This is a genomic window from Aminobacter sp. J44 (genome assembly GCF_007829415.1).
Classification (GTDB): Bacteria; Pseudomonadota; Alphaproteobacteria; order Rhizobiales; family Rhizobiaceae; genus Aerobium.
This window is the reverse complement of record NZ_VLJG01000034.1, coordinates 138,317-151,591: the sequence shown is the minus strand read 5'-3', so window position 1 is coordinate 151,591 and position 13,275 is coordinate 138,317. Positions and strand designations below refer to the sequence as shown.

13 protein-coding genes are annotated in these 13,275 nt (G+C 63.5%); 4 read left to right on the top strand and 9 right to left on the bottom strand.

Annotated elements, in window-relative coordinates:
• From L610_RS13630 to L610_RS13620, 3 genes are all read left to right on the top strand, one after another.
• A partial coding sequence (locus tag L610_RS13630; RefSeq protein WP_186441483.1) for an ATP-binding protein occupies positions 1-148 on the top strand: 148 nt, incomplete at its 5' end.
• 45 nt (positions 149-193) lie between these two features.
• Complete coding sequence (locus L610_RS13625; protein WP_144705711.1) at positions 194-1,660, top strand: xanthine dehydrogenase family protein molybdopterin-binding subunit; 1,467 nt, start codon at positions 194-196, stop codon at positions 1,658-1,660.
• Positions 1,657-2,388 (top strand): enoyl-CoA hydratase/isomerase family protein, encoded by a 732-nt coding sequence (locus L610_RS13620; RefSeq protein ID WP_186441481.1) that lies wholly within the window; start codon positions 1,657-1,659, stop codon positions 2,386-2,388. Before L610_RS13625 ends, L610_RS13620 begins: the two co-directional genes overlap by 4 nt.
• A gap of 8 nt (positions 2,389-2,396) precedes the next feature.
• Here the strand turns inward: L610_RS13620 and L610_RS13615 are convergent, their stop codons facing one another.
• The 9 genes from L610_RS13615 to L610_RS13575 all read right to left on the bottom strand — a co-directional run bounded on the left by L610_RS13615 (position 2,397) and on the right by L610_RS13575 (position 12,660).
• A complete protein-coding gene (locus tag L610_RS13615) occupies positions 2,397-3,308 on the bottom strand; it encodes a thioesterase family protein (RefSeq protein WP_144705707.1) in 912 nt (303 codons plus the stop codon).
• Positions 3,309-3,329: 21 nt separating this feature from the next.
• Positions 3,330-4,532, bottom strand: coding sequence for an acyl-CoA dehydrogenase family protein (locus L610_RS13610; RefSeq protein ID WP_144705705.1), 1,203 nt, complete (start codon positions 4,530-4,532; stop codon positions 3,330-3,332).
• Entirely contained in the window at positions 4,532-5,698 is a 1,167-nt protein-coding gene (locus L610_RS13605; protein WP_034329550.1) for an acyl-CoA dehydrogenase family protein, read from the bottom strand. The genes L610_RS13610 and L610_RS13605 overlap by 1 nt, the downstream gene beginning before the upstream one ends.
• A gap of 16 nt (positions 5,699-5,714) precedes the next feature.
• Positions 5,715-6,560 carry a p-hydroxycinnamoyl CoA hydratase/lyase gene (locus L610_RS13600; RefSeq protein WP_034329581.1) on the bottom strand — a complete coding sequence of 282 codons (846 nt, stop codon included), beginning with the start codon at positions 6,558-6,560 and terminating at the stop codon, positions 5,715-5,717.
• A gap of 8 nt (positions 6,561-6,568) precedes the next feature.
• On the bottom strand, positions 6,569-8,014 hold the full coding sequence (locus L610_RS13595) for an NAD-dependent succinate-semialdehyde dehydrogenase (protein ID WP_144705703.1): 1,446 nt from the start codon (positions 8,012-8,014) through the stop codon (positions 6,569-6,571).
• A gap of 32 nt (positions 8,015-8,046) precedes the next feature.
• Positions 8,047-10,149 carry an acetate--CoA ligase family protein gene (locus L610_RS13590; RefSeq protein ID WP_210246016.1) on the bottom strand — a complete coding sequence of 701 codons (2,103 nt, stop codon included), beginning with the start codon at positions 10,147-10,149 and terminating at the stop codon, positions 8,047-8,049.
• Complete coding sequence (locus tag L610_RS13585; protein ID WP_144705699.1) at positions 10,142-11,002, bottom strand: p-hydroxycinnamoyl CoA hydratase/lyase; 861 nt, start codon at positions 11,000-11,002, stop codon at positions 10,142-10,144. The genes L610_RS13590 and L610_RS13585 overlap by 8 nt, the downstream gene beginning before the upstream one ends.
• 96 nt (positions 11,003-11,098) lie before the next feature.
• Positions 11,099-11,827 (bottom strand): SDR family oxidoreductase, encoded by a 729-nt coding sequence (locus tag L610_RS13580; protein ID WP_144705697.1) that lies wholly within the window; start codon positions 11,825-11,827, stop codon positions 11,099-11,101.
• A 23-nt stretch (positions 11,828-11,850) separates the two neighbouring features.
• Positions 11,851-12,660, bottom strand: a complete 810-nt coding sequence (locus tag L610_RS13575; RefSeq protein ID WP_144705695.1) for a helix-turn-helix transcriptional regulator — start codon at positions 12,658-12,660, stop codon at positions 11,851-11,853.
• A 61-nt stretch (positions 12,661-12,721) separates the two neighbouring features.
• On the opposite strand from L610_RS13575, the gene L610_RS13570 reads away from it, so the two are divergent.
• A complete protein-coding gene (locus L610_RS13570; RefSeq protein ID WP_024847508.1) occupies positions 12,722-13,252 on the top strand; it encodes a VOC family protein in 531 nt (176 codons plus the stop codon).
• The last annotated feature ends 23 nt before the right edge of the window (positions 13,253-13,275 follow it).

The window sequence follows — 13,275 nt, the reverse complement described above, 5'->3', positions numbered from 1 at the left end:
CCAGGTGCCCATCGATCATTGGTACGACATGATCGGCAATCCGACACTCGCCGACGCCATCCTCGATCGCCTCGTCCACAGCGCCTACCGCATTGAACTCAGCGGCGAGAGCCTGCGAAAGCAGCGCCACACTCCATCCGCCGCTTGACCGCACGACAAACAGGAGCCATTCAAAACAACGACCCAGGGGAGCATCGACTGGCCGGCTTCAAATCGGAATGCTGGCCGGCTTCATCGGAATACGCACGAGGAAGGCAATTTTCTGGCCTTTCGCTCTGTGAACACCAGCAATCTCGGCGCCCACACGGTCTCCTATGTACCGTTGAACAAGGGTGCGCAGTTGATGACGAGCCTCTACCGCGTGCCCGTCGCGTCGGTCGTGGCGAAAGCGGTGCTGACCAACACGCCGCCCACCATTCCTTATCGAAGCGCCGGACGTCCGGAGGCGATGTATGCGATCGAGAGAATGATCGACATCGCGGCGCGCGACTTCGGCTTCGACCGGATCGAGCTGCGCCGGCGCAACATGATCCCCGCGGACGCACACCCCTACCGCAATCCCCTTGGTGTGACCTACGACAACGGGGACCATCAGGCGCCAATGGAAAAGGCGCTTGAGCTCGCCGACTGGGCCGGGTTCCAGGCGCGAAGAATGGAGGCGCGGCGACGCGGGCTCTGTCGCGGCATCGGCTTCTCGAACTACATCGAAGGCACCGGTGGGGTGCCGCGCGAACGGGCGGAAATCGTCGTTCGTCACGAGGATCACACCGTCGAGGTGATCGTCGGAACGCAGAACACCGGACAAGGCCACGAGACCGCCTTTGCGCAACTGGTGGCCTCGCTGCTGGGCGTGGATTTTTCGGACGTCAGAATCCGGACCGGCGATACGGATTTTGTCGTTGCCGGTGGCGGCTCGCACTCCGGCCGGTCGCTGCGCTTTGCCTCGATCGTCTTTCAGCAGGCGGCGCACGCGATCATCGCCAGGTCACGGACGATCGTCGCGAAGGCGTCGGGCTGTTGCGAGGAAGATGTGGCGCACGAAGACGGGCTGTTTCGAATTGCCGGGACCAACCGGACGATGAGTTTGTTCGAGGTCGCCCGAATTGCGACGGAGTTGGCAGATCTGCCGGCCGAGTTGCGAACATTGTCCGCCGTGGCCGATGTCGTCACTCCCGGCCTTGCGTTTCCCTATGGCGCAGCGGTGTGCGAGGTCGAGGTTGATCCCGAGACCGGACAGTGGCGGATTGAGCGTTACACCTCGGTCGATGATGTCGGGCGGGCACTCAATCCGATGATCGTCGATGGACAGACGCATGGCGGGATCGTCCAGGGAGCCGGCCAGGCGCTAATGGAATGGTCGCGGTTCGACCCCTCTTCGGGGCAGGCGCTTGCGGCGAGCTTGATGGACTACGCCGTCGCACGGGCGAGCGACTTTCCCTTCTTCACCACCGAGATCAGCGAAGTACCGTCCAACAAGCATCCGCTCGGTTTCCGGCCGGGCGGCGAGGGAGGCACCACGCCGGCGCTCGCCGTGACCATCAACGCGATCGTCGACGCGCTTGCGCATCTTGGAGTTCGCCACATCGAGATGCCGGCAACGCCGATGCGTATCTGGGAGGCGATAATGGACGCGAAAGCTCAACGGGAGGGGAAACATTGAGGACCGAAGACGTCCGAATCTCGAAAACCAGCGAGCGCGTGCTCGTGGTCACGCTGAAGCGGCCGGACCAAGGTAACGCGCTTACCGCGGAGATGGCCAGTGCAATACAGCAGGCCCTGTTATCGATGGATGCGGAAACCCGCGTCGTCCTGCTCGAGGCGGCAGGCGAGAACTTCTGCACGGGGCGCAGCGGCGCGATGCCAAAGGCGGGAAGCCGGGCTACAGCCCTCGATCTTCGGCTCGCGGTTTCGGATCCGGTACTCGACTTCTACGAGGCGCTGCGCAGCGTACCGGTCCCCGTGGTGGCGAGGGTGCAGGGCCGCGCGGCCGGTGTCGGCTGCGCGATAGCCGCCCTCGCGGATGTCGCGATTGCCGCTGAGAGCGCCAGCTTTCAGGTGCCGGAGATGAACCACGACATCGCTCCGACCCTGGTGATGAGCGCGCTGGCAGACCGCATCCCGCGGGCGGCGCTGTCGCGGCTTGTCCTGACCCGCGGTGCAGTGGCTGCACATGAAGCAAAAGTGCTCGGGCTGATCGGCCTCGTGGTTCCGGACGACAAGCTCGAGCCGGAGACCGATCGGATCATCGGGCAGCTTGCCGGCAACTCGATGCCGGTTCTGCGCGCGGTGAAGGCGTTTCTCCGGACCAGCCCGGAGACTTCCTTTGCATCCCGCAAGGAGCTTGCGGCACTGATGAACTGTGTCGCGACCGCCGAGCGTTTCAGGTAGCAGCCCCGCTAGGCAACGACCAGGGCATCGAGCTCCGCTTTGGCGGCTTCCGTGATCCCCACGATCTTGCGCTGGTCGATGTCGAACACGATGGCAACGACCTCCTGATAGCCGAGGGGTCTGCCGTCCAGTGCATCAAGCAGCCAGTGCTCGAGCCGCATTACCCGGGAATCCGCTCCCTTGAACGCCGAGCGTATCTCGATGCAGTCTCCCAGTTGAGGCCAGTCAAAGTGAACGAGCCTGAATTCGAGGACCGCGCCGCCAAAATTCTTCGGCGGCGTCTCGGCGTGCTGGACGACGATTTCGCGCAGCGGCGCGGTCAGGCGCCGCACGCCATCAGCGGCTGCTCCCAGGAACTTCAGCGGCAGCATCCGCCCGTCGGGACCGCAGTCGCTCCCCGTGAGGCTGCCAAGCATGATGCGGGTGTGCGCGGATAGATCCCGCGGAGCTCCGGAGATGGGCTCATGTCCGGTGCTGCGCGCCTGCGCTTCCTTCGGCACCTCCACCTGCAGCGCGGAAGCCAGCCTCACAAACTCGGCTGGCCACTCTTGCCTGCTTCCGTTGCCATCGAGGCTCTGCAGACGCATCCGGAAGCTGGCGGCAAGGACGCCGGTGAGACTGTGATGGAGCAGGAACACCGCGTCTGCATCGTCATCGCCGATGCGAGAGAACCCGCCGGTAATGTGAAGCGAGTTTGCGGCATGGGCTTCGCGATGGAACCTGATGTGCGTTTCTTCCGGGCGAACAAGAGCGGAAGCTACCGCGCGCGGAATGCCCGCCTTTGCGAACAGGACCGCGACCGCCTCCATACAGCGCGCCAGATAAAAGCGCGTGTTCATGTGACCCATCTCGTCGCACTCCCAGGCGTTCACACCCCCGCGCCAGAGTTCGGTGCCGAAAGAGAGAAGAGGGCTGTCCATGGGGTTCCTTTCCTGGAGGGCTTAGCCGAGCAGCGCGCGGGCGATTATCTCGAGCTGGATCTCGTTGGTGCCGCCGAAAATGCTCTGCGAGCGGGAGTTGAAGTAAGCTGCCGGGGCAACTTTGCGCAGTTCGTTGATCTCGGGTTCTTCGGGAAGGTCGTGCAGCGGGCGGTGCGGCTCCCAGCGGATCGCATCGGGCCCGAGTATCGACGCCGCGAGTTCGGAGATCTGCTGGCGAATGCGGCTGCGCTCGATCTTCATGACGGAGGAGGGAACGGCGCCGGGATTACCGCCGCTCTGTACCTTCGACATTACCGTCAGCTCGATCATGTCGTTGGCGTCGATGTCCATCGCGATTTCGGTCAGCCGGGCCATGAACAACGGGTCATCGACGGCTCGGCGACCGTCAGGTCCTGGCTCTTGCGCAATCTTGACCAGTTTAGCGAAGTGGGCTCGCAGCGTGCCGCCAGCGAAGGCGCCGCCGCGCTCGAATTCCAGCAGGTATTTTGCGATGTTCCATCCATCGCCTTCCTCACCGACACGGTCGGAAACGGGAACGTGGACGTCGTCGAAGAAGGTCTGGTTGAATTCGTGGGTGCCGTCGATCGAGAGGATCGGGCGGATCTCGACGCCGGGCGCCTTGAGGTCGATCAGCAGGAACGTGATGCCTTCCTGCTTCTTGCCGGTATCATCGGTGCGAACGAGGGCGAACATCCGATTGCAGCGATGCGCCTGCGTCGACCAGATCTTGCTGCCGGTGACGATGTAGTGGTCGCCGTCGCGTACGGCTTTCGTCTTTAGGCTGGCGAGGTCTGAACCGGAATTGGGTTCGGAGTAGCCCTGCGCCCAGAGGTCTTCGCCTGACAGGATGCGCGGCAGGTATTTCGACTTCTGCTCGTCGGTGCCGAAGCGCAGCAACACCGGCGCGATCATCTTGAAGCTCGCGCCGCGGAAGCGCGGCTCTCCGGCGCGTTCGCATTCCTGATCGAAAATGTAGCGCTGGGTCAGCGTCCAGCCGGTGCCGCCGTATTCCTTTGGCCAGGAAGGCGCAACCCAGCCCCGCTCGCGCACCTTCTCCTGCCACTCGAGGTAGTATTCTGGATCGCCGAGAAAGCTCGGATTGAGCCGTTCGGCGCGCTTCAGTTCGGGCGTCAGCGCGGAGGCGAGAAAGGCGCGAACCTCTTCGCGGAATGCAACTTCCTCTTCGCTCAGGTAAAGATCCATCACGCAAACTCCGGATCGCGCAGCAGGTTGCCGTTCAGGATTTCCGGCTCAAGTACGATCGAGGCATAGCGCTGGACGTGGTCCGTCGTGCTGCCGAAGCTGTTCTCGAAGGCGTAAAGCCTCCTGAACCAGCCGCCCAGTGGCATCTCCTCGGAGTAGCCGATCGCGCCGTGCAGCTGGATCGCTTCGTGCGCAACCAGCCGCGCCAGCTTGCCGATCTTTGCCTTGGCCCCGGACACGCCGCGAATGCGCTGGACTCTCGGAGCGTCGACGCTCAGCGTGGCGAGCAGGGCTGAGGCGCGGGCTTCTTCACATTTCACCGCCATTTCGGCAACTCGGTGCTGCAAGGCCTGGAACGACGCAAGCGGCTTGCCGAACTGCACGCGCTGCTTCAGGTAGTCGATCGTGGTGGCGAGCATCGCATCCATAACGCCGACGGCATCCGCGCACATCGCGGCGACTGCACGGTCGTGAAACTCCTCGAGCGTTGAGAGCACGTCGCCACTTCCTAGGCGTGCATCTTCTTCGGCGCGGAGGTTGTCGAAATGGATGTCTGCGGCCTCGCAGCCGTCGACGGTCCGGCAGGTCGTGAGCGTCAGGCCCTCAACTTCGCGCGGCACCGCGAACAAGGCGATGCCTTCCTCGTTCTCGACGCGTGCAGTCACCAGGATGGTGCTCGCTGCGGACGCTGCGTAGACAAGGATCTTGTCGCCGGTGATCCGGTACCCGTTGCCATCCTTCCGGGCGGTCGTTTCGACGTGATCGAGGCGCCCGCGTGCGCCATTTTCCAAATGCGCCAGTACGAGGGTACTCGTCCCCGAGATGAGCGGAGCGAGCAGATTTTCGCGCTGCCAGGAAGATCCGAGCCGCTCCACGAGCCCGCCTGCGAGCACCACGATCCGCACAAAGGGTTCGACGACGTTGGCGCGGCCGAACTCCTCGGCGAGGATCGACACTTCGACCGCGCCACCGCCAAAGCCCCCGGAGTCCTCCGAGAAGGGAAGCCCCAGCCAGCCGAGCTCGGCGAAGTTCGACCATAAGGATTCATCGATGGGAGCGGAATCGAAGGCCCGCTTGCGCCGCTGCTCGAGCCCATGTTTTTCCGAGAGAAAGCGACGCGCGCTGTCGCGCAGCATCGCCTGTTCCGGGCTGTAGTTCAGATCCACGACGACTGCCTCAGCCTTATCGGTTGTAGGTCCCGTGGCCGGGTTTGAACGTCTTCTGGTCGAGGAACTGCGACAAGCCCTTTTCGCGACCGCGTTCGGGATCGACGAAGGTCGTCTGGTCAGCCTTGGCGGTGAGGTACTCGGCCGACTCCTCCCAGGTCATTTCGCGCACATATTTGTAGGCCATGCGGGCCTGGCGCAGGACCGTCGGGTTCTTGGCAAGGAGAACCTTGCAGAGCTCGACCGTGCGCTCGCGCAGGCGATCGGCCGGCACCGCTTCGTTCACAAGTCCGAGCTGTTCGGCCACTTTGCCGTCGAACTGCTCGCCGGTCATGATGTAGTAGAGAGCCTTGCGGTCGTTCAGGAGCGTCGACACCGCCTTGGAGACGACACCGCCGGGGATGACACCCCAGTTGATTTCCGAGAGCCCGAAGACCGCGTCCTCGGACGCGATCGCCAGATCGCAGCAGATCAGTGGCGTGAAGGCGCCGCCGAAGCACCAACCGTTCACCATCGCGATGGTCGGCTTGGAGTAGTGCATCAGCGTCCGCCACTGCCAGGCGCGTGTCGAGCGGTAGGCGCGCATGCGCTCGACATCGGAAACGCCGTCGGTTACGCGGAAGAAGTCCTTGAGATCCATTCCGGCCGAGAAGGCTTCGCCCACGCCGGTAAGGACGATGACGCCGCAGCGGTCATCGATCTCGAGCACGTCGAGGACCTTGTTCATCTCTTCGGCAAGCGCAACGCTCATCGCGTTCCGCTTTTCCGGGCGGTTGAGCTTCACCCAGGCGATGCCGTCCTCGAATTCCACGAGCACGTTGTTGCCCCAGGGCTCGGGCTTGGCGGGAGTTTCGGAGGTCATCTGCAAACTCACATCTGGCTGATGAATTTCGTGGTGAGATAGGCGTCCATGCCTTCGGTGCCGCCTTCGCTGCCGTACCCACTCTGCTTGACGCCGCCGAACGGCGTTTCCGGCATGCTTATGAAGCTGTTGTTCAGACCGAGCATGCCCGTTTCCAGCGCTTCGCCCAGCATCGACGCCGTCTTCGTCGAGCGGGTGAAGGCATAGGCCGCCAGTCCGTATGGCAGGCGGTTGGCCTGCTCGAGGGCTTCGTCGAAGGTCGAGAAGGGGGCGGTGATGGCAAGCGGTCCGAACGGCTCTTCGTTCATTGCGCGCGCGGTTGCAGGCACGTTCGCAAGGACCGTCGGCTSRAAGAAGAAGCCGCGGTTGTGGCCGCGCTGTCCACCCGCCTTGAGCGTTGCGCCCTGATCGAGCGCGTCGGCGACGAAGGCATCCATTGCGGCGACACGGCGCGGATTGGCCAGCGGACCCATGCGCGTTTCCGGGTCCAGGCCGTCCCCGATGCGGATCGCCCTGGCGGCTTCCGCGAAGCTGTCGACGAACCGGTCGTGAATGCTCTCATGGACATAGAAGCGGGTGGGCGCGATGCAGACCTGGCCGGCGTTGCGATACTTGAAGGCGACCATCGATTGCACGGCTTGGTCGAGATCAGCATCGTCGAAGACCAGCACGGGCGCGTGCCCGCCGAGTTCCATCGTCGTGCGCTTGACGCCCGCCTGCGCTGCCATTGCGGCGAGCTGCTTGCCCACCACGGTTGAGCCGGTGAAGGTGATCTTGCGGATCTGCGGATGGAAGATCAGCTGTTCGGATACTTGCGCCGGCACGCCGTAGACGACGTTGAGAACGCCCCTCGGCAATCCCGCGTCGTCCAGCGCCCGGGCAATCGCCAGCACGGATGCGGGCGTTTCCTCGGAGGGCTTGATGACCATGGTGCAGCCCACGCCGAGAGCTGCCGAGATCTTTCGGGCCGGGATTACGACGGGCACATTCCAGGGCGTGAAGGCCGCAACCGGTCCGACGGCCTCTCGTGTCACCGTCCACTGCACGCCCGGAATCCGTGAGGGAACGACGCGGCCGTAGATGCGGCGTCCTTCGTCAGCCGTCCAGTCGAAGATGTCCGCCGCCGCCATTACCTCCATGCGGGCCTCGGCGAGGGGCTTGCCCTGCTCAAGAACCATCGCCACCGCGATCTGCTCGCAGCGCTCCCGCATCAGGTCTGCGGCCTTGCGAAGGATCTTCGCCCGCTCATAGGCGGGGAGGGCCCTCCAGGATGTGAAGGTACGTCCCGCCGCTTCCGCAGCCGCGTTGATGTCGTCGGCCGTGGCGTGCGGGACCTGCGAAAGAACGTCGCCTGTCGCCGGGTTCAGGACATCTTCAAGATGCCGGGAGCCGGCATCGATCCAGTGTCCGTCGATGAAAAGCTGTGGCGCAGGATAGCGCTCGTCCTTTGTCATGGCTCCYCCCCCGGCGCGCAAGGCGCCGCAATTCAGTCCTTTACGAACAAGGCATCCAAGGCGATTGCGCCTTCGCCTTCCGGGCCGACGATGAGCGGGTTGATGTCCACCTCGGCAATCGCCGAATCCGACAGCATGAGTGCACCCAGCCGGACGACGGCGTCGGCCACGGCCGCCACATCGCGCGCGGCCTGCCCGCGGAACGGGCCAAGCAGCTTCGCAGCCTTGAGCTTTCGCAGTTCCGCGAGGACCTGGCTGCGGCTTGCAGTGGCCGGAAGCAGCCGGGCGTCGGCAAGAGCCTCGATCCACACGCCGCCGAGACCAACCAGCACAACCGGTCCCCATTGCGGATCACGACGCGCACCCACAACCATTTCAAGGCCGGGCTTCGCCATTTCCTCCACCAGCACGCCGTCGAGGGAAAGACCCGGCTTTGTGGACATGACCTGTGCGTGCAGCTTCTCCCAGGCTGCGCGCAGTGCCTGCTCGTCAGCGATGTTGATGATGACGCCGCCGACGTCGCTCTTGTGTGAAAGCGCGGCAGCCTGTGCCTTGATCACGACGGGGTAGCCGATTTCCGAGGCGATCCTTGCGGCCTCCTCGACATCGCCCGCCATCGCTCCGCGTGGCACGCGCAGGCCAAGGTCAGCGAGAACCTTTTTGCCGGCATATTCGGGTATGACGCCGCTGCCTTCGACCCGAACCGACGCCGCCGGAGCCGGCGCGCTTTGCTTCAGGGCGGCGAGCGCATCCGCGTAGCTCGCGACAGCAGCCATGGCGCGCATCGCCCGCTCAGGCGACCGGAAGAAGGGAATGCCGCTCTCGCGGACGTCCTTCATGAACTGTTCGTCGAGCGGATAGTCGTCACCAATGATGTTGAGGATGACCGGCTTGTCGGCGCGCTTGTAGACCGGGATGATCGCGTCGGACTTGGCGAGCTGCATTTTCGGCGAGCCGCCCGCGTAGGACAGCAGCGTCAGCCCAATATCCTGCTGCTTGAGCAGCACCTCGACCGAGGTGCCGTAGATCGCCGGATTGGCAAAGCCGGTGGTGCCGATGTCGAACGGGTTGTCGACATGCACATAAGGCGGCACCAGCGTCTCCATCTCGGCCTTGATCTCGGGAGAAAGCTGCACGAGCTCCAGCCCGACCTTCTCAGCGAAGTCGAAGCAGAGCCCCCGGATCGCGCCCGAGTTGGTGACGATGCCGGCACCGCCCGCTGGCGGCGTCGGGAAACGTGCAAGGATGGCCAGAACGTCGAAAAGCTCGTCCATCGTATCGACGAGAGCCACAGCCTCGTTGCGCAGGATCGTCTGCATCACGGCATGGTCGCCGGCCAGTGCCCCGGTGTGGGACTGCGCCGCGGCGCGGCCGCGTTCACTCGAACCGGGGTGCAAGAGGACGATCGGCACGCCCTTGCTGCGGGCCTTTCGCGCCGCCGCGATGAACAGTCCCGGATTGCGGATCTGCTCGACATAGACACCAATGACGGCGTTCTGCTCGTCATCAAGCAGGAAGTCGACAAAGTGTTCGGCCCCCAGTGTCGCTTCGTTTCCAGTGGCGATCACATAGGAGACGTCGATGGCGCGGGCATGCATCGCAAAGCGCATGTTGGCGGCAGTGGCGCCGCTCTGCGCGATGATCGCGACGCGCTTGCTGCCTTCCTTCACCCCCGCGACCTCTACCGGCTCAAAGGTGAGCGGAATGCCGTCGACATAGTTGGTGTAGCCCATGCAATTGGGCCCGAGGAGGGCGATGCCGTTTTCCCGGCAGATCGCAGACAATTCTTCCTGCTGCCTGCGTCCTTCGTCGCCGGCCTCGGCGAAGCCAGAGGTGTAGACGACGACGGCGGCAATTTCGCGCTCGATGCAGGCCCGCACCGAGTCCATGATTGCCACCTGCGGCACGATCAGGACGGCAACATCGATCCCCTTCGGCAGATCGCCGATGGTCTTGACGCAGGGCCGGCCGCGGATTTCATCCTTGGACCGGCTGACGAGGTGAATTTCCCCCTCGTAGCCGAAATCCTCCAAATTGCCGAGAACGCCGCCCCCGATCGATGTGCGTTCGGGCTGAGCCCCGACTATGGCAATGGAACGCGGCTTCAGAAGCCGGGCAACATTGGCATCAGCCACGGTCATATGCCTCCAGTCCCGGACGGAACGACTTCTTGTCGAGGAACTGGCTCATGCCGACGTTGCGGCCATTCTCCGGATCGCGCAGCTCGGTCTGGTCCGACTTCGCCATGAGGTATTCGGCGGCCTGGTCCCAGGTGAGATCGCGGGTGAAACGGCAAGCCGTCTTCGCCTGGCGAAGCACGAAGGGATTCTTCGCCATCAGCGTCTTCGCGAGCTCGCGGGTCGCATCCTTCAGCTGAGCCGCAGGCACGGCCTTATTCACGAGCTTGAATTCGGCCGCCTGCTTTCCGGTGAAGGTCTCGCCGGTCATGATGTAGTACATGGCGTCGCGGAAGCTCATGACTTCCAGAACCGCCTTGGTCACGATACCTGCCGGGATGATGCCCCAGTTGATCTCCGAGAGACCGAAGACGGCATCCTCGGACGCGATGGCGAGATCGGAGCCGACCAGGAACTGGAAGGCGCCGCCAAAGCACCAGCCGTTGACCATCGAGATGGTCGGTTTCGGATAGTGCATCATGCGGCGCCACTGCCAGGCAGCGTTGGCGCGGAACAGGCGCTCGCGCTGGATCGGCGGAACCTTGTCCGTGGCACGGAAGTATTCCTTGAGATCCATACCCGCGGAGAAAGACTCGCCGGCGCCCGTGACGACCATCACCTTGCAGCGATCGTCTTCTTCCAGTGCGTCCATGATCGCGTTCATCTCCCAGACGATGCCGGGATTGATTGCGTTCCGGCGCGTCGGACGATTGAGCGTCACCCAGGCGATGCCGTCTTCAAAGTCGACAACAACGTTCTCCCCCCAGGCAGGCTTGTTCGCAGACGCGGACGAGTCTTGTGCGTTTGACATGGCTCGAAACTCCCTTGTTTCGGCCGATTTATCAGGCTCCCATATATTCGTCAACCTGATATGACTATTGCTCTATTAGTTGTTGCTGCATCCCGTTTAACCGCGTCCGAGGAAGGGCATGCCGACCGGCAGGATCGTGGATTCGAACAGGTTCACGTCGGCTGGCAGGGTGACCATCAGCAGTGCGAGGCGCGCCACATCCTCGGGGCTCATCGTGTTCGGCCGCGGGACATTGGTGACGCCGGGAACCAGATCGCTGACGGTCGAACCCGGATGGAGCATCGAGACCGCGATGCCAAACTCACGACCATCCAGCGCCAGCGAACGGGTCATGCCCTCAAGGGCGAACTTGCTGGCCGTGTAACCCAGCGTGTTCTGGCGCGGCACCTTGGCCGAGATGCTGCCGATGTTGACGATCCTGCCACCTTTGCCGCCCGCCTTCATGAGGCGAAACGCTGCTCGGCTGCAGAGGAAGACGGAGGTCATGTTGATGGCAATGATCTCGTCCCACCGCGCCTTGGTGAGCTGGTCCGTCGGCGTGTGATCGGCAATGCCCGCGTTGTTGACGAGGATGTGCGGCTCGCCGTAGGCCGACAGACACTTCCCGAACAGGGCTTCGACCTGTTCCTCGTTCGTTACATCAGTCGGCACCGGCAGAGCTTCGCCGCCCGATGCGCGAATATCCTCCGCCAGCGCCTCGAGCTTGTCGGCGCTGCGCGCCGCAAGAACCGTTCGTGCCCCGGCACGCGCATAGGCCCTGGCGATCTCCTTGCCGATGCCTGTGCTGGCACCCGTCACGATTGCGGTTTTTCCGGTAAGGTCCATCTTGTTCCCCGTCCTGTTGATGATCAGAGTTTGAATGAGCCCGGCGCGCCCAGGAATTTCTGGAGGTCGCGCCGGGTGGAAACGCCAAGCTTGCGATAGGCGCGCCGCCGGTAGGTGACGACGCTGCTGAGCGCGACCCCGGCCTCCTCGGCGATTTCAGTCTGCGACTTTCCAAGCAGCAGGCTGGCGACGACGTCAGCCTCTCGTGCGCTGAGCGCGTGTTCACGGTTCATCAGAAGGCGCGACAGGTCCCTTAACGAGGGAGCCTGATGGAGCGCCTGGCGACGAAGCATGGCTGCATGCTTGCAGACCAGCGCCATGATCAGCGCGGACGCCCGTTCGAGCTTCTCAAGTTCGGCAGCGGTGGAATGCCCGCTCTCCTTCGTCCGGTAGGTGCTGGCGAAGACCGTTGGCTTGCCGGGCGCGTAAAGGGTCAGGCGTTCGACGATACCGCCGCGTTCGTAGCAGATCCGGCGGTAATCGGGGTCGATGATGCCGTTCCATGCCTGCCTCACCGTCTGGATGCTGCCGGGCGGCGAGGAGAGTGCCTGGCGCGTCGTCCGGTCACGCTGCCAAAAGCTGCGCGCATAAGCGAGGGAAGCGGCCTCGGCGAAGCCCCTGATGTGGGGATGTTCTCCGGCGGCAAACAGAAACGTCAGATTGCCGTCTTCGGACGCTTCGAAAGCCGAACACAGATCGGCGCGCAAGAGCCGGCGCAGGAGGTCCAGCAGCCGTTCCGGGAACGATGGCTCGCCAATCGCCGCAATCGCTGCTGCCTCCGCCTCGATGAACTGCAGATCAGACATGGCGCTGTCCTCCAGCCGGGGGGACACAGACGGCCGCAGGCTGGAGTAGCCTCGAGCCAGATCTGAACAGCCAGAAGGAGGATGGCAGATGGTTCCCGCTCCAACGATCAAGGGGATGTACCACTTCTCGTTCCCATGCAGGGACGGCGAGGAGACGCGCAAGTTCTACGAGGACATTCTTGGCCTGCCGCTGGTCAACTGCATGACGGCCGAACGCGTGCCGAGCACGGGCGAGGAAAAGCCCTACGCGCACTTCTTCTTCGAGATGGGCGACGGCTCCTATATGGCGTTCTTCGACCTTGGTGAGAACCAAATGCCGCTGCCCTCGCCGAACACACCGGCGTGGGTCATGCACTTCGCGATGGAGGTTGAATCGGTCGAGGAAGTGCTTCAGCTGCGGCAGCGCCTTCAGGACGCCGGCGTGCAAACCACCGACATTGTCGACCACGACTTTATCCAGTCGATCTACTTCTTCGACCCCAACGGTCTTCGTCTTGAGGTGACGGCGCGCACGGAGGAGCCGGGCTACCTCGAAAAGGCAGCCAGCGAGGCCCATGCCACTCTCGCGGATTGGACGGAGAAGAAGGCAAAACTGATCGCTGCCCGCAAGGCATCGTAGCCAGCCGATTTGCATGTCGTTCC